Source organism: Bacillus sp. 0909A, assembly GCF_036765115.1.
Lineage (GTDB): Bacteria > Bacillota > Bacilli > Bacillales > Bacillaceae > Bacillus > Bacillus mojavensis.
Genome location: NZ_JBAIZU010000002.1, coordinates 347,125 through 362,726, shown reverse-complemented (window position 1 = coordinate 362,726; position 15,602 = coordinate 347,125). Strand labels below are relative to the sequence as shown.

Here is a 15,602-nt window from a genome sequence, read left to right as displayed (position 1 = left end):
TACGGATAAGCGTTCCGATAGCATATTGTACCATATAAATAAAAAGAGGAGGGGGCCATTTGAATAAAGAAGCGCTGGTCAAAAGGCTGAATGCTTCAGCCCGCAGACAAAAAGCTGACATCGTCATTAAGAACGGGAAAATCATGGACGTATATAATCATGAGTGGATTTATGAAGATATTGCGATAACAGACGGAGTCATTGTAGGCCTCGGCCAGTATGAAGGTGAAGAAACCATTGATGCAGAGGGGCAAATCATTGTGCCGGGGTTTATCGATGGTCATGTACATATTGAGTCATCAATGGTGACACCGATCGAGTTTGCCAAAGCCGTATTGCCGAATGGTGTGACGACCATTATTACCGATCCGCATGAAATAGCGAATGTGTCCGGTCAAGAAGGAATCAAATTTATGATTGAACAGGCCCGCCAAACACCGCTGAATATCCATTTTATGCTTCCCTCCAGTGTGCCCGCCGCCAGCTTTGAGCGATCCGGTGCAGTACTCCGGGCGGCCGATTTGGAGCCATTTTATGAAGAAAAAGAGGTATTGGGTCTGGCTGAAGTGATGGATTATGTATCGGTTGAGCAGGGTGAAGCAGACATGGTTAATAAGCTGTTAGATGCTCGGAGTGCCGGGAAACGGATTGATGGGCATTTAGCAGGCTTGTCAACTGATCTCATCAATATATACAGAACCGCTCTTGTCTTGACCGATCATGAGGTAACAACGAAGGAAGAAGCGCTTGATCGTATCAGAAGAGGGATGTATGTCATGATGCGAGAAGGGTCAGTGGCAAAAAATACATTGAAAGTGCTGCCGGCTGTTAATGAAAAGAATGCGCGCCGTTTCTTTTTCTGTACTGATGATAAACACGTAGATGATTTATTGTCAGAGGGAAGTGTGAATCATCAGGTGAAGATGGCCATTCAATCAGGCCTCGATCCGTTTTTGGCATACCAATTGGGAAGCCTGAATGCAGCAGAATGTTACGGACTAGATACAAAGGGAGCAATTGCTCCGGGATTTGACGCCGACCTGCTCTTTATTTCAGATGTGGAAAATGTCACTGTCACAAAGACGATGGTAAAAGGACAAACTGTTGCTGAAGATAATAAAGCAGTCGGTCAGGCACAAGTACATACGCTAACACCAGACCCGGCACTGCTTGATTCCGTTAACCTTGCTGCTCCTCTTTCCGAACAGGATTTTCATATGCCAATTAATCCCCAGCAGCAGATGAATGTCATTCAAATCATACCAAATCAGCTTGAAACACGCCTTGTGAGTGTTCCGGCTCCAGAAGCACACATTTTTCAGCCTGACATTGAACTTGACTTGTTAAAGATTGCAGTCGTTGAACGGCATAAGGGATTAAAAGAAACGGGACTTGGTATTGTGAAAGGATTTGGTTTGAAAAGCGGAGCGATTGCAACAACCATTTCACACGATTCGCACAATATCATAGCTGTCGGGACAAATGACGCCGATATCGCAGCCGCAGTTAATAAGCTGCAGGAAATTGGCGGCGGATTAACCGTTATAAAAGATGGGGAAGAACTTCACTCTGTTCCTCTGCCGATTGCGGGATTATTATCCGACCAATCTGCAGAATTGGTGAATCAAAGTTTAATGACGCTTCATGAAAAGCTCTCATTTATTGGTTTCAAAGACCGTTTTAACCCATTTTTGACGCTTTCATTTTTGGCTTTGCCTGTCATTCCTGACATCAAAATGACGACAACAGGGTTGTTTGATGTAAAGTCATTTCAGCATATTTCGCTGCAATAAAAAAGATGCACTCCTAAGTGAGTGCATCTTTTTTTAAACCTCCATAATGATCGGAAGGATCATTGGGCGGCGTTTCGTTTTTTCATATAAGAACGGAGCAAGCGTATCCGTAATCTCATTTTTGATTTCTGACCATTGAGTGGTTTTTCGTTCCATGACTTTTTGCAAGTGGTTTGAAATGAGCTCTTGGGCGTCATTGATCAAATCGCCCGATTCTCTCATGTAAACAAACCCTCTGGAAATCAAGTCAGGGCCCGCTGAAATCTTAAAGTCATCCATATCTATGCTGACAACGACGATTACAAGACCTTCTTCAGAAAGAATTCTGCGGTCACGAAGCACGATATTTCCAATATCACCGATACCGCTACCGTCGATGTATACTGAACCGGATGGGATTTTACCGGCAACTGAAGCTTCATCGCCTTTAAGCGCCAATACTTCACCATTATCCATGATAAAGCAGTTTTCTTCAGGGATGCCGCAATCTGTTGCAAGCTTGACATGCATCTTTTGCATTCTGTACTCACCGTGAATCGGCATGAAGAATTTAGGCTTGATTAAACGTAGCATCAGCTTTTGTTCTTCCTGTCCGCCGTGGCCTGATGTATGGATATCATTAAGAGGTCCGTGAATAACCTCAGCTCCCGCACGATACAGCTGGTTAATTGTACGGCTCACGCTGATAGTGTTGCCTGGGATAGGGGATGAAGAAAATACGACTGTATCCCCAGGATTGATAGAAATCTGCCGGTGTGTGCCGTTTGCAATTCTGGATAAAGCCGCCATCGGTTCCCCTTGGCTTCCAGTACACAGGATCGTTACTTTATTGGCAGGAATGCGATTGATTTCGTTATGTTCGATAAACGTATTTTTAGGACAGTTAATATAGCCGAGAGTTTGTCCGATTTCGATAGCCGATTCCATACTGCGTCCAAATACGGCAACTTTTCTTCCATTTAATACAGCAGCCTCAATTACCTGCTGCAAGCGGTGAATATTCGACGCAAATGTAGCGAAGATAACTCGGCCGTCCACCTTGCGGAAAATGTCATGAATGCTTTCTCCGACACGGCGTTCAGACATAGTGAACTCAGGGTTTTCACTGTTTGTGCTGTCTGAAAGGAGACATAGAACGCCTTCTTTGCCGATTTCGGCCATTTTCGTTAAATTTGCCGGTTCGCCGACTGGAGTAAAGTCGAATTTGAAATCTCCAGTATGTACGATGTTTCCGGGTGGCGTTTTTACAACAATACCGTAGGAATCCGGAATACTGTGTGTTGTTCTAAAGAATGAGACAGCCGTTTTGCGAAATTTTACGATATCATCCTCACCGATGATGTTAAGCTTAGTCTGTCTTAATAATCCATGCTCTTCAAGTTTATTCCGAAGTAAGCCGATCGCGAGTTTACCGCCGTAAACGGGAATATTGACTTGTCTAAGCAGGTACGGGATGCCACCGATGTGGTCTTCGTGCCCGTGCGTAATAAAAAGCCCTTTAATTTTATCTTCGTTTTTGACTAAATACGTGTAATCGGGAATGACGTAATCAATACCGAGCAGTTCGTCCTCGGGAAACTTAATCCCCGCGTCAATCAGCACAATTTCATCCTGAAACTGCACCGCATACGTATTTTTACCGATTTCGCCCAGTCCTCCGAGAGCGAAAACAGCAGTCTGATCATTTTTTACAAATTTCATACCGCTCATAACTCCAATACTTTAAAATTTTCACTCTGTTGTTCATATTCTAAAAAAGCACCGTCAACAGGTGTGATAAATTCAATATTAAATTTCTTGTCTTTCAGTTTTGTTCTGACGTCACGCTCTGATACGCCTTCAATATAAAGTGAATCTGTTTTTTCCCGAACAGGTACTTCCTCAGCTTTTTTTTGATAAAATACCTTATAAATCATCCAAATCTCTCCTTAAATGCCGTATGTTAGACTCGCCTTACTCTATTATATTCGAAAACGGAATATAAGGAAAGTCTTGAGCAAAATAAGGACCTTTGAAAAAGTGAAGATTCCTTATCAGGCAATGACTTTCCTGCGGAGCATTCCGTTCCATTGTCTTCTGAGCTTCTTTTTTAATTTCCTAAGCATAACGCAGGCCCTCCTTCAATTGTTACTTGTCCAAGGTTGTTATATACAAATAGTATACGGAGTTTAGCACGGACTTTTCGTGGATATTAATGGAATTTTATTTTGTTTTTGAGGGAAATGGTTTGCTGAACCGGAATCTTTTTGTATGATGAGTGTGGGAATTGCAGATTAAGACATAAAGGGGAATAACGATGAACTCAAAATTAATCTTTTTCGATATTGACGGCACGATATATGATCATGACAAAAAAATACCGGAAAGCACAAGAAAAACGGTAGCAGAGCTTCAGCGGCAAGGACACCATGTGTTTATCGCTAGCGGGCGGTCCCCGTTTCTGGTGAAACCGATTTTAGAGGAGCTAGGCATTCACTCATTTATCTCCTACAATGGTCAGTATGTCGTCTTTGAAAAAGAAGTGATTTATAAGAATCCGCTGCCTGAAGAGGCTATCAGAAGATTGTTAAAGCAGGCGGGAGAAGGAAGCCACCCGGTTGTGTTTATGGCTGAAGATACAATGAAAGCAACTGTTGCAGATCATCCTCATGTCTTGGAGGGAATCGGCAGCCTGAAAACCGACTATCCTGAAACCGATGACCTCTTCTATGAAGGAAAAGAAATTTTTCAGCTTCTGTTGTTTTGCCAGGATGTAGAAGAAAAAGTTTATGCGGCTTTTCCTGAATTCGATCTTGTGCGCTGGCATGAGCTTTCGACTGATGTTCTGCCGCGCGGCGGATCAAAGGCGGAGGGGATTAAAAAAGTAATCGAGCGTCTTCCGTTTGATATCAGCGATACATATGCCTTCGGTGACGGATTAAATGATCTGCAAATGATTCAGTTTGTCGGAACAGGCGTTGCCATGGGGAATGCTGTTCCTGAATTAAAAGAAGTTGCGGATTTTGTAACAAAGCCTGTAGACGAGGATGGAATTGCTCATGCTGTCAAAGAATTAGGCCTGCTAAAATAAAAAAGCGGCTGGCACTTAGAGTGCCAGCCGCATATTTTCTTTTAGCGGTCTATCGCAATCGCATTTTCAGGTTCTTTAAAAGGATTTTCTTTATCGATATGATCATAAAACATAACGCCATTTAAATGGTCGATTTCATGCTGAAATACAATCGCCGGAAACCCTTTTAAACGAATATCAATTTGTTCACCCTCCAGTGTTGTTCCTTTCACTCTGATACGAGCATAGCGCGGAACAAAGCCGGGAATTGTCTCATCAACTGACAGGCAGCCTTCACCGCTTGTTAAGTAGCTTCTTTCAACGGAATGGCTGACGATCTTTGGATTAAACAATGCATAGCTGTATAACTTCCCGGAAGCATCTTCTGCATGGACTGCGATCATCCGTTTATTAATATTAATTTGAGGAGCCGCGAGTCCCACGCCGGGACGCAGCTTATATTTTTCAGCTAATTCCGGATTTTGGCTGTTTTTTACGAATTCAATCATATCTGCCAGCTGCTGTTTTTCTTCTTCTGTGGCAGGCAGCCCGACAGGCTCTGCTGTCACTCTTAGGGCAGGATGGCCGTCGCGCACGATGTTTTCCATAGTAATCAAGAAACTTCACTCCTAAAGCTTAATATGTAAATTATATCGGATTTCTTCGTAAAGGTGCAACGAAACAAATGACCAGCCGTAAATGGCTGGTCAGTGTTTTACTGTGTAATGATTAACAGCCTCCGCCTAAATAAGCAGCTCCGACAATGATTAACAGAATGAATAAAACAACAATTAACGCAAATGTGCGGCCATATCCTCCGCCATATCCGTAACCATAACTGCAGCAGCCTCCGCCGTAACCATATCCATAACCGTACATGAACATAACCTCCTCTTTTAATTACGCCAGAGCCTTGTAGTAGGCATAGCGTCTACAATAACCTATGTAAAAACAAAAAAGTTGTATGGTCATCTGTCCTGATTTTTCACGATTTAGATTTGTTTTTTTGTTCAGCAAACCATGAGATAACCATCTGACTATTGTCAAATATCTTTATGGATTCTATAGTAGAAAATGTCAAGATTGGAGGATTTAACGTGAAAGACAGAATAAAACGGCGACACGGTGTGAAAATCGGAGCCTTTTGCGCTTTGAGTTTACTTTTAACCGGGTGTGTGGGACAGGATCCGCTGGACTCACTTCATGACTCATTAGAAAAGGTCGCTGATCTAGAAAAGCCGTTTCAAGAAGAACAGAAAACGCTCGAGGAATTAGAGAAAAAAGAACATGCTCTCTACAATGATGTCATCAAGCTTAATATGGATGATTATAAAAAAATCGTTTCTTTATCAAATGAAGCATTAGAGAATGTAAATAAACGTGAAGAACATCTGAAGCTTGAAAATGAGAGCATCGAGAAATCCGAGTCAGAATTTGAGGAAGTAAAAAAATCCGCTGAAACTATTAAGGATAGACACTTAAAGAAAAAGGCCGAGACTGCGGCAGATCATATGAAAAAAAGATATGCAGCATACAGCTCTATGTCTGAAGAATATGAAAAAGCCATTAAACTTGATAAAAAACTGTATAAGCTTCTGAAAGACAAAGACTTGACGGTGAATAAGCTTGAACAGCAGATCGAAAAAGCAAATGCTTCTTATAAAAAAGTCCTTAAACAAAGCGGAGAATTTGATGTGCAAACGCAGAAATATAATAAAGCCCGTGAAGACTTATATGACGCCGCAGGCTATCAGATAAAAAAGAGCTGACTATGATCAGCTCTTTTTGCTTTTCTATTGTAGTACAGTAGGATAGGTTATACTAGTACAGTTTGGAGTACAGGTTGCATCTGTTTTTTTTGAGAAAATGTAAAGCGAATACATTTATTGAAAATCAGCGATGAAAACGATTGACGGTTCTTCTTTATATGGTGTAAACTAATCCATGTTAAGCGGTGTTGTATTAGTTTTTTACAACTGCGAAATAATACAGTTCAAAGCGAGTGTAACTATCCTACATAAAGGTTTCGGCAAACTGGGGATCGGCTAAAATATATACGACTTACTGCTGATACTTTAGGGTACCCTAAGTTTGTATGTATAAAAGGAATGCACGTCTAATGACTGTTTAAAAGAAAGGAAGAGGTGACTTTAGTATGGCTGCAAAAACGAAAAAAGTAATCGTTGACAGTAAGAAGCAATTTGATGCCATTAAAAAGCAGTTCGAAACGTTCCAAATTTTAAATGAAAAGGGAGAAGTCGTGAATGAAGCGGCGATGCCTGATTTAACTGATGATCAATTGAAAGAGCTAATGCGCCGTATGGTATTTACGCGTGTGCTTGATCAGCGCTCTATCTCATTAAACCGTCAAGGACGTCTCGGATTCTACGCTCCTACTGCGGGCCAAGAAGCTTCTCAGATTGCTACGCATTTCGCGCTTGAAAAAGAAGACTTCGTTCTTCCGGGATACCGTGATGTGCCTCAGTTAATCTGGCACGGCCTTCCATTATATCAAGCGTTCCTGTTCTCTCGCGGACATTTCCGGGGTAACCAAATGCCTGATGATGTGAATGCCCTTTCTCCACAAATCATTATCGGTGCTCAATACATTCAAACGGCCGGTGTTGCGCTAGGTCTTAAAAAACGCGGTAAGAAAGCTGTCGCAATCACTTACACTGGTGACGGCGGAGCTTCACAAGGGGACTTCTACGAAGGAATTAACTTTGCCGGCGCTTATAAAGCACCTGCGATCTTCGTTGTACAAAACAACCGTTACGCGATTTCAACTCCAGTTGAAAAACAATCTGCAGCAGGCACAATTGCACAAAAAGCAGTAGCTGCCGGTATTGTGGGTGTACAAGTAGACGGAATGGATCCGCTTGCTGTATACGCTGCAACTGCTGAAGCACGCGAGCGCGCGATTAACGGCGAAGGCCCGACACTGATTGAAACACTGACATTCCGTTATGGCCCGCACACAATGGCTGGTGACGATCCGACTAAATATCGTACAAAAGAAATCGAAAACGAGTGGGAGCAAAAAGATCCGCTTGTACGCTTCCGTGCGTTCCTTGAAAACAAAGGCTTATGGTCTGAAGAAGAAGAAGCAAAAGTAATCGAGGATGCAAAAGAAGAAATTAAGCAAGCAATCAAAAAAGCGGATGCTGAGCCTAAACAAAAAGTAACTGATTTAATGAAAATCATGTTCGAAAAAATGCCTCATAACCTTGAGGAGCAATTTGAAATTTATACACAGAAGGAGTCGAAGTAAGCCATGGCGCAAATGACAATGATTCAAGCAATCACGGATGCGTTACGCACAGAACTGAAAAATGACGAAAATGTCTTAGTTTTCGGAGAAGACGTTGGTGTAAACGGCGGCGTATTCCGTGCGACAGAAGGATTGCAAAAAGAATTTGGTGAAGATCGTGTGTTTGACACGCCTCTTGCTGAATCTGGTATCGGCGGTCTTGCCCTTGGTTTAGGCTTAAATGGCTTCCGTCCGGTAATGGAAATCCAATTCTTCGGATTCGTTTATGAAGTAATGGATTCAGTTTCAGGCCAAATGGCTCGTATGCGCTACCGTTCAGGCGGACGCTGGACTTCACCTGTAACCATTCGTTCTCCTTTCGGCGGCGGTGTTCATACTCCTGAACTACACGCTGACAGCTTAGAAGGTCTTGTTGCACAGCAGCCTGGTATCAAAGTTGTCATTCCGTCAACTCCTTATGATGCCAAAGGGCTTTTAATTTCTGCGATCAGAGACAATGATCCTGTTGTTTTCTTAGAGCACATGAAACTTTACCGCTCTTTCCGTCAGGAAGTTCCTGAAGAAGAGTACACAATTGAACTTGGCAAAGCTGATGTGAAACGTGAAGGAACTGATCTTTCAATCATCACTTACGGCGCAATGGTTCATGAATCATTAAAAGCAGCTGAAGAGCTTGAAAAAGACGGCATTTCTGCTGAAGTCGTTGACCTTCGCACAGTCAGCCCGCTTGATATCGACACAATCATTGCATCTGTAGAAAAAACAGGCCGCGCGATTGTTGTTCAAGAGGCTCAAAAACAAGCCGGCGTTGCTGCGAACGTAGTAGCTGAAATCAATGACCGTGCGATTTTGAGCTTGGAAGCGCCTGTACTTCGCGTTGCTGCGCCTGATACAGTATTTCCTTTCTCTCAAGCGGAGAGCGTATGGCTTCCAAACCATAAAGACGTTCTTGAAACAGCTAGAAAAGTACTTGAATTTTAATCAAATTGCATAATATCGGGAGGGAGCTGAAACGCTTTCCCTCCATTATATATGTGTTTTCAATGCTTACGATGTAAACTTTAAAATTGCTTAATCAAACTAGGAGGTCGAGAACTGTGGCATTTGAATTTAAACTTCCAGATATCGGGGAAGGTATCCACGAAGGCGAAATCGTAAAATGGTTTGTCAAGCCTAACGATGAGGTAGACGAAGATGATGTACTGGCGGAAGTCCAAAATGATAAAGCAGTAGTAGAAATTCCTTCACCTGTTAAAGGAAAAGTATTAGAATTAAAAGTTGAAGAGGGAACAGTTGCAACTGTTGGACAAACGATCATTACGTTTGATGCACCTGGTTACGAAGACCTTCAATTTAAAGGCAGCGATGAGTCTGGCGACGCAAAAACTGAAGCACAAGTTCAGTCTACTGGTGAAGCTGGACAAGATGTTGCGAAAGAAGAGCGTGCTGAAGAGCCTGCTAAAGAAACTGGCGCAGGACAGCAGGATCAAGCTGAAGTTGACCCGAACAAACGCGTGATCGCTATGCCTTCTGTACGTAAATACGCTCGTGAAAAAGGCGTAGATATTCGCAAAGTAACTGGTTCAGGCAACAACGGACGTGTTGTGAAAGAAGATATCGACAGCTTTGTAAACGGAGGAGCGCAAGAAGCTGCGCCGCAAGAAACGGCAGCACCTCAAGAAACAGCCGCTAAACCGGCTGCTGCACCAGCTCCAGAAGGCGAATTCCCAGAAACTCGCGAAAAAATGAGCGGTATCCGTAAAGCAATTGCAAAAGCGATGGTTAACTCTAAACACACTGCTCCTCACGTAACACTAATGGACGAAGTGGACGTAACAAACCTTGTTGCACATCGTAAACAGTTCAAACAGGTTGCTGCTGATCAAGGCATCAAGCTGACATACTTGCCTTACGTTGTAAAAGCTCTTACATCTGCACTGAAAAAATTCCCTGTTTTAAACACGTCAATTGACGATAAAACAGATGAAGTAATCCAAAAACATTATTTCAACATCGGTATCGCTGCTGACACTGAAAAAGGCTTGCTTGTGCCGGTTGTAAAAAATGCAGATCGTAAAGCGATCTTTGAAATTTCTGATGAGATCAACAGCCTTGCAACAAAAGCTCGTGAAGGCAAGCTTGCTCCAGCTGAAATGAAAGGCGCATCTTGCACAATTACAAACATCGGTTCTGCCGGCGGACAATGGTTCACTCCGGTTATCAACCATCCAGAAGTTGCGATTCTTGGTATCGGACGCATTGCAGAAAAAGCGATTGTTCGTGATGGCGAAATCGTAGCAGCTCCAGTCTTAGCTCTTTCTCTCAGCTTCGACCACCGTATGATCGACGGAGCGACTGCGCAAAATGCACTCAATCACATCAAGCGTTTACTGAACGATCCACAATTAATTTTAATGGAGGCGTAATGTTATGGTAGTAGGAGATTTCCCTATTGAAACAGATACTCTTGTAATTGGTGCGGGACCTGGCGGCTATGTAGCTGCCATCCGCGCTGCACAGCTTGGACAAAAAGTAACAGTCGTTGAAAAAGCAACTCTTGGAGGCGTTTGTCTGAACGTTGGATGTATCCCTTCAAAAGCGCTGATCAATGCTGGCCACCGTTATGAGAATGCTAAGCATTCTGATGACATGGGAATCACTGCTGAGAACGTAACAGTTGATTTCACAAAAGTTCAAGAGTGGAAAACTTCTGTTGTTAACAAGCTTACTGGCGGTGTAGCAGGTCTTCTTAAAGGCAACAAAGTAGATGTAGTAAAAGGCGAAGCTTACTTCGTAGACAGCAATTCAGTTCGTGTAATGGATGAGAATTCTGCTCAAACATACACGTTCAAAAATGCAATCATTGCGACTGGTTCTCGTCCTATCGAATTGCCAAACTTCAAATATACTGAGCGTGTTCTAAATTCAACAGGCGCTTTGGCTCTTAAAGAAATTCCTAAAAAACTTGTTGTCATCGGCGGCGGATACATTGGAACTGAGCTTGGAACTGCGTATGCAAACTTCGGAACTGAGCTTGTCATTCTTGAAGGCGGAGATGAAATTCTCCCAGGCTTCGAAAAACAAATGAGTTCCCTTGTTACTCGCAGACTGAAGAAAAAAGGCAACGTTGAAATCCATACAAACGCGATGGCTAAAGGCGTTGAAGAAAAGGCTGACGGCGTAACAGTCACTTTCGAAGTAAAAGGTGAAGAAAAAACTGTTGATGCTGATTACGTATTGATCACTGTCGGACGCCGTCCAAATACTGATGAACTTGGTCTTGATCAAGTCGGTATTGAGATGACTGACCGCGGTATTATCAAAACTGACAAACAGTGCCGTACAAACGTACCTAACATCTATGCAATCGGTGATATCATTGAAGGACCGCCGCTTGCTCACAAAGCATCTTACGAAGGTAAGATTGCTGCAGAAGCGATCGCTGGAGAGCCTGCAGAAATCGATTACCTTGGTATTCCTGCGGTTGTCTTCTCTGAGCCTGAGCTTGCATCAGTCGGTTACACTGAAGCACAGGCGAAAGAAGAAGGCCTTGACATTGTTGCTGCTAAATTCCCATTTGCAGCAAACGGCCGTGCGCTTTCTCTTAACGAAACAGACGGCTTCATGAAGCTGATCACTCGTAAAGAGGACGGCCTTGTGATCGGTGCGCAAATCGCCGGCGCAAGCGCTTCTGACATGATTTCTGAATTAAGCTTAGCTATCGAAGGCGGCATGACTGCTGAAGATATCGCTATGACAATTCATGCGCATCCAACATTGGGTGAAATCACAATGGAAGCTGCTGAAGTGGCAATCGGAAGCCCGATTCACATCGTAAAATAATAGAGATAACATAAAAAAACAGCCCCGCTGCAAGCGAGGGCTGTTTTCCTTTATTTAGACAGTACATGCTGTAATGGTTTAATAATGTCTTCTTTCTTTTTCACACATCCCTCTATTTTCACAACGACATGCCGCTGATCAACTACCATGAGAGTAGGGACGGTTTCGATTTCATCTTCCCAGCCTTTCCTATTATCGTATACCTTCATTTTATCTATTTGATCAGGATAATCCTTTTCTAAATCAAGCAGAGCATCATAATATGACGCCTCTTGATCAATTTGATTTTCATCAGAAAAAAATAGGATTTGAGTATGATGAATGCTGTCAATTCGGCTTTTCTGTATTGGATTGATTGTGGAAAGGGTGCAGCCCGATAAAGCAAATACTATCATCAGTATGGGAAATACCGCGCGATATCGCATCTATCTTCTCCTCTGTAAAACCATAGTAAACTAGTTTTAGTTTATCACGAGTAACCGCGTCATCTGCTTCTTGTTACCTAATTGTTATATAATTGAAACCGTTTTTAAAGAGAGATAACATTCCTTTAAACCCAATACTCTGAACGCACATTTTATTCATCGCGAATCATTTGCAATTTCGTTACACGATTCAAAAAAAGTTCAAGAAAACATGAAATCACCATGTCTTTTCAGCATAAGTATCGAATGAAAGCGTTTGTTATGAAGATGATAATTTATATAACCGAAAAGAAAAAACATGTTACATTAAAAGTTTTCGAAATAAATGTGTTATACAGTTTGTTGTTGACATTTTAAATGTGACATATTAATATAATACCAATAAAAGAAATTAAGCGTTTTCAAAATTAAAAGAAATGGGGAATGAGAGATGGGTACGATTGTTTGCCAAGATTGTAACGAAGCCATTCATTACTTCGAGGATGAGAAGGTTACAACGTTATACGGAACATGCTGCGGACAATGTCAGTGTCCTCTTGATGAAGAGTAAGAAAAAGCATGCGGCTAAGCCGCATGCTTTTTGTATTTATTGAATAGCTTTTTGCTCTTTTATAACTCGAATCATGCTTAGGGTAGAGTCTTCCGGTCCTTGAACTGGAAGTCCGGCATCAATGTTTTTGAAGATGTAGCTGATGTTTTCTTCTGTAATAATCTCGCCGGGGATAAAGATAGGAATTCCAGGCGGATACACCATTACAAATTCAGCGATAATCCGTCCTGCTGCTTCTTTTAATGGAACAACTTCTGTATTCGCATAGAAAGCGTCACGCGGCGTCATCGCCAGTAACGGGATTTCTGGAAGCAGTACCTTTGTCTGTTTATGCGTAACATCATTTGCTGACATTTGACGCGCAATCTCTTTTAATGCTTCAACAAGGCGATCCGCATCGTTTTGGCTGTCACCAGGCGTGAAGATACACAAGATGTTATATAGATCTGAAAGCTCTACTTCAATATTAAAGGATTCCCGCAGCCACTTCTCGACATCATGTCCTGTGAGCCCAAGATTTTTAACTGAAATAATTAATTTTGTCGGGTCATAATTGTAAGCTGCTTTAGAACCGAGAATTTCAGAACCGACACAGTAAATGCCCTCAATTTGGTTCAGACGTTCTCTCGTCTGGTTGGCAAGCTTCAACGTTTCTTCAGCAAGCTGGTAGCCCTCTGTCGCAAGACGTTTTCTGGCGACGTCCAAAGAGGCTAGAAGCAAATAAGAAGTAGACGTGGTTGTCAGCATGCTGAGTATCGATTGCACTCTGTCTTTAGATACAAGGCCTTCTTTCATGTTTAGAATAGAGCTTTGTGTCAGTGATCCGCCTAGCTTATGCACACTTGTCGCGGCCATGTCTGCACCTGCCTGCATCGCTGAAAGCGGAAATTGGTCATGAAAATGAATATGAACGCCGTGCGCTTCATCGACCAGAACCGGCACATTAAAGGAATGGGCTAATTCTACGATGCTTTTTAAATCAGCAGCTACTCCGAAATATGTCGGGTTGATCACTAGAAGCCCCTTGGCATCAGGATGTTCACTCAGCGCCCGTTTAGCGGATTCAAGTGTAATGCCGTGAGAGATGCCCAGTTCATTGTCAATTTCAGGATGAATAAAGATTGGGACAGCTCCGGAAAATACAATAGCTGACATAATGGATTTGTGCACATTTCTTGGAATGATGATTTTATCTCCAGGTCCGCAGACAGCCATCACCATTGTCATGATTGCGCCGCTTGTGCCCTGAACAGAAAAAAAGGTGTGATCCGCGCCGAAAGCTTCGGCCGCCAAATCCTGCGCTTCTTTAATAATGCCTTTAGGCGCATGCAGGTCATCTAATGGTTCAATATTAATCAAATCTATACTTAACGCGTTTTCACCGATAAATTGTCTGAACTCTGGATCCATTCCTGCCCCTTTTTTATGGCCGGGAATGTGGAATTGAACAGGCTGTTTGCTTGCGTGCTTTTTCAGGCCTGTGTATAAGGGTGTTTCATGTTGCGACAATTGTTTTCCCACCTTTGTAGTAATACCTATGCATATTAGTGTGTATTAAAATCAGTTTCTCAACCGTTTTTTAGACGTAAAACAAATGAATTATATTATGAACTTGAAAGAATGTAAAGAACAATTTATGATCAAATGAAGATGCTTTTTGTAAAAGGAAAGCGAATTGATAAGGAGTGAAGAAAATGGAATACCAATACCCCATGAATGAAGATTGGACAACCGAAGAAGCTGTCGATGTGATTGCATTTTTCCAGCAGGTTGAGCTGGCTTATGAAAAGGGAGCCGATCGTGAAGAACTGCTTAAGGCGTACCGGCGTTTCAAAGAAATTGTGCCGGGAAAAGCTGAAGAAAAAAAGCTATGCGGCGAGTTTGAGGAACAAAGTACATACTCTCCTTATCGTACGGTCAAGCAGGCGAAGGAATCTGACCAGGCAAAGATTAAGATGTAAAAGGAAAAGAGCCGGATGAAAGATCCCGGCTCTTTTTTATGCTTGTGATACTTTTTGGGTTAAGCGATACAGAAATGCAAGCTGCTGGAAGGCATCGTCTATTCGCTGCAGAAATTCTTCGTTATTCATACTCAGCACCTCATCTTTTGAAAGCTGAATACCGCATAACAGTTCGGCTTTCTTTATGGTCTGCAAACGTTCAAACAATGTCTTGAGCTGTTCCTTGTCCATTTCTGACTGCTTATGGACCCCCGGCTTTGTGTGATCCGCAGACCAAACGAAGCTGTCTGGAATGTGATTTGTAACGCTGTCTTGATTCGCTTCAAGCAATTTGCCGTATTCTTCTTTTATAGGGGACTCATAAATGATCGCGAACCATACAAAAACATGGCTCTCCCACAAGCCGATTTGAAAATGCGGCAGTTTTTTATAGCCTCTTTTGCTATTGGCAAAAGCCACCCAGCTGTCTGCGGGAGGGTTGACTGATCTTCTTGCGTGCTTGGCCACATGGGGGAACATTTCATCTCCGGTTAAAGCAGATAATGTCGGGGCAAAGTGCTCGCCTAGAGCAGTCAGCTTCGGACGAACCCGCTCTTTTAACACCTCCATGCGCGCGTCTAAGCCGTCTATTGTAAATGTGTTAAAGTCTTCTTCAGTAAAACGCATTTGTGTCATGATTTTCCTCCTTCATGCTAAGTATACATATTTTA

16 protein-coding genes are annotated in these 15,602 nt (G+C 42.6%); 9 read left to right on the top strand and 7 right to left on the bottom strand.

Annotation, left to right across the window (positions count from 1 at the left end):
* Positions 1–59: 59 nt before the first annotated feature.
* Complete coding sequence (gene ade / locus V6D42_RS07065; RefSeq protein ID WP_333512756.1) at positions 60–1,793, top strand: adenine deaminase; 1,734 nt, start codon at positions 60–62, stop codon at positions 1,791–1,793.
* Positions 1,794–1,826: 33 nt separating this feature from the next.
* On the opposite strand, the gene rnjA is transcribed toward ade, so the two are convergent.
* Together rnjA and rnpZA are read right to left on the bottom strand one after the other, a co-directional pair.
* Positions 1,827–3,494 (bottom strand): ribonuclease J1, encoded by a 1,668-nt coding sequence (rnjA, locus tag V6D42_RS07060; protein ID WP_010334096.1) that lies wholly within the window; start codon positions 3,492–3,494, stop codon positions 1,827–1,829.
* A 5-nt stretch (positions 3,495–3,499) separates the two neighbouring features.
* The gene (gene rnpZA / locus V6D42_RS07055; protein ID WP_010334097.1) at positions 3,500–3,709 is read right to left on the bottom strand and encodes an RNA polymerase subunit omega 1; all 210 of its coding nucleotides are present in this window, start codon (positions 3,707–3,709) and stop codon (positions 3,500–3,502) included.
* 380 nt (positions 3,710–4,089) lie between these two features.
* Between rnpZA and V6D42_RS07050 the strand changes: the two genes are divergently transcribed.
* Positions 4,090–4,863, top strand: a complete 774-nt coding sequence (locus V6D42_RS07050; protein WP_333512755.1) for a Cof-type HAD-IIB family hydrolase — start codon at positions 4,090–4,092, stop codon at positions 4,861–4,863.
* 41 nt (positions 4,864–4,904) lie between these two features.
* On the opposite strand, the gene def is transcribed toward V6D42_RS07050, so the two are convergent.
* Positions 4,905–5,459, bottom strand: coding sequence for a peptide deformylase (gene def / locus V6D42_RS07045; protein ID WP_333512754.1), 555 nt, complete (start codon positions 5,457–5,459; stop codon positions 4,905–4,907).
* A 112-nt stretch (positions 5,460–5,571) separates the two neighbouring features.
* Positions 5,572–5,721, bottom strand: coding sequence for a YjcZ family sporulation protein (locus V6D42_RS07040; protein ID WP_333512753.1), 150 nt, complete (start codon positions 5,719–5,721; stop codon positions 5,572–5,574).
* A 218-nt stretch (positions 5,722–5,939) separates the two neighbouring features.
* On the opposite strand from V6D42_RS07040, the gene V6D42_RS07035 reads away from it, so the two are divergent.
* From V6D42_RS07035 to lpdA, 5 genes are all read left to right on the top strand, one after another.
* Positions 5,940–6,611, top strand: coding sequence for a YkyA family protein (locus V6D42_RS07035; protein WP_333512752.1), 672 nt, complete (start codon positions 5,940–5,942; stop codon positions 6,609–6,611).
* Between the two features lie 386 nt (positions 6,612–6,997).
* Entirely contained in the window at positions 6,998–8,113 is a 1,116-nt protein-coding gene (gene pdhA / locus V6D42_RS07030; protein WP_326128912.1) for a pyruvate dehydrogenase (acetyl-transferring) E1 component subunit alpha, read from the top strand.
* 3 nt (positions 8,114–8,116) lie between these two features.
* Positions 8,117–9,094 carry a pyruvate dehydrogenase complex E1 component subunit beta gene (gene pdhB / locus V6D42_RS07025; RefSeq protein ID WP_029441235.1) on the top strand — a complete coding sequence of 326 codons (978 nt, stop codon included), beginning with the start codon at positions 8,117–8,119 and terminating at the stop codon, positions 9,092–9,094.
* Positions 9,095–9,210: 116 nt separating this feature from the next.
* On the top strand, positions 9,211–10,539 hold the full coding sequence (gene pdhC, locus V6D42_RS07020) for a pyruvate dehydrogenase complex dihydrolipoyllysine-residue acetyltransferase (RefSeq protein ID WP_024121262.1): 1,329 nt from the start codon (positions 9,211–9,213) through the stop codon (positions 10,537–10,539).
* Positions 10,540–10,543: 4 nt separating this feature from the next.
* Entirely contained in the window at positions 10,544–11,956 is a 1,413-nt protein-coding gene (gene lpdA / locus V6D42_RS07015) for a dihydrolipoyl dehydrogenase (RefSeq protein WP_333512751.1), read from the top strand.
* A gap of 50 nt (positions 11,957–12,006) precedes the next feature.
* On the opposite strand, the gene slp is transcribed toward lpdA, so the two are convergent.
* Positions 12,007–12,381, bottom strand: a complete 375-nt coding sequence (gene slp, locus V6D42_RS07010) for a peptidoglycan-associated lipoprotein Slp (RefSeq protein ID WP_010334105.1) — start codon at positions 12,379–12,381, stop codon at positions 12,007–12,009.
* A gap of 430 nt (positions 12,382–12,811) precedes the next feature.
* Here slp and V6D42_RS07005 point away from each other — a divergent pair, with 430 nt between their 5' ends.
* A complete protein-coding gene (locus tag V6D42_RS07005) occupies positions 12,812–12,931 on the top strand; it encodes a GapA-binding peptide SR1P (protein ID WP_010334106.1) in 120 nt (39 codons plus the stop codon).
* Positions 12,932–12,967: 36 nt separating this feature from the next.
* On the opposite strand, the gene speA is transcribed toward V6D42_RS07005, so the two are convergent.
* Positions 12,968–14,440, bottom strand: coding sequence for an arginine decarboxylase (gene speA / locus V6D42_RS07000; protein ID WP_333512750.1), 1,473 nt, complete (start codon positions 14,438–14,440; stop codon positions 12,968–12,970).
* A 185-nt stretch (positions 14,441–14,625) separates the two neighbouring features.
* Between speA and V6D42_RS06995 the strand changes: the two genes are divergently transcribed.
* Positions 14,626–14,892 (top strand): UPF0223 family protein, encoded by a 267-nt coding sequence (locus tag V6D42_RS06995; RefSeq protein ID WP_010334108.1) that lies wholly within the window; start codon positions 14,626–14,628, stop codon positions 14,890–14,892.
* Positions 14,893–14,928: 36 nt separating this feature from the next.
* Here V6D42_RS06995 and V6D42_RS06990 read toward each other — a convergent pair whose 3' ends face one another.
* A complete protein-coding gene (locus tag V6D42_RS06990) occupies positions 14,929–15,567 on the bottom strand; it encodes a YktB family protein (RefSeq protein ID WP_326128908.1) in 639 nt (212 codons plus the stop codon).
* Positions 15,568–15,602: the final 35 nt, after the last annotated feature.

Bases quoted from the DNA above. Each gene is read 5' to 3' on its own strand.
- lpdA (WP_333512751.1), top strand. From the start codon at position 10,544: ATGGTAGTAGGAGATTTCCCTATTGAAACAGATACTCTTGTAATTGGT.
- slp (WP_010334105.1), bottom strand. From the start codon at position 12,381: ATGCGATATCGCGCGGTATTTCCCATACTGATGATAGTATTTGCTTTA.
- V6D42_RS07040 (WP_333512753.1), bottom strand. From the start codon at position 5,721: ATGTACGGTTATGGATATGGTTACGGCGGAGGCTGCTGCAGTTATGGT.
- V6D42_RS06995 (WP_010334108.1), top strand. From the start codon at position 14,626: ATGGAATACCAATACCCCATGAATGAAGATTGGACAACCGAAGAAGCT.
- V6D42_RS06990 (WP_326128908.1), bottom strand. From the start codon at position 15,567: ATGACACAAATGCGTTTTACTGAAGAAGACTTTAACACATTTACAATA.
- V6D42_RS07050 (WP_333512755.1), top strand. From the start codon at position 4,090: ATGAACTCAAAATTAATCTTTTTCGATATTGACGGCACGATATATGAT.
- pdhA (WP_326128912.1), top strand. From the start codon at position 6,998: ATGGCTGCAAAAACGAAAAAAGTAATCGTTGACAGTAAGAAGCAATTT.
- rnpZA (WP_010334097.1), bottom strand. From the start codon at position 3,709: ATGATTTATAAGGTATTTTATCAAAAAAAAGCTGAGGAAGTACCTGTT.
- V6D42_RS07005 (WP_010334106.1), top strand. From the start codon at position 12,812: ATGGGTACGATTGTTTGCCAAGATTGTAACGAAGCCATTCATTACTTC.
- pdhB (WP_029441235.1), top strand. From the start codon at position 8,117: ATGGCGCAAATGACAATGATTCAAGCAATCACGGATGCGTTACGCACA.
- rnjA (WP_010334096.1), bottom strand. From the start codon at position 3,494: ATGAAATTTGTAAAAAATGATCAGACTGCTGTTTTCGCTCTCGGAGGA.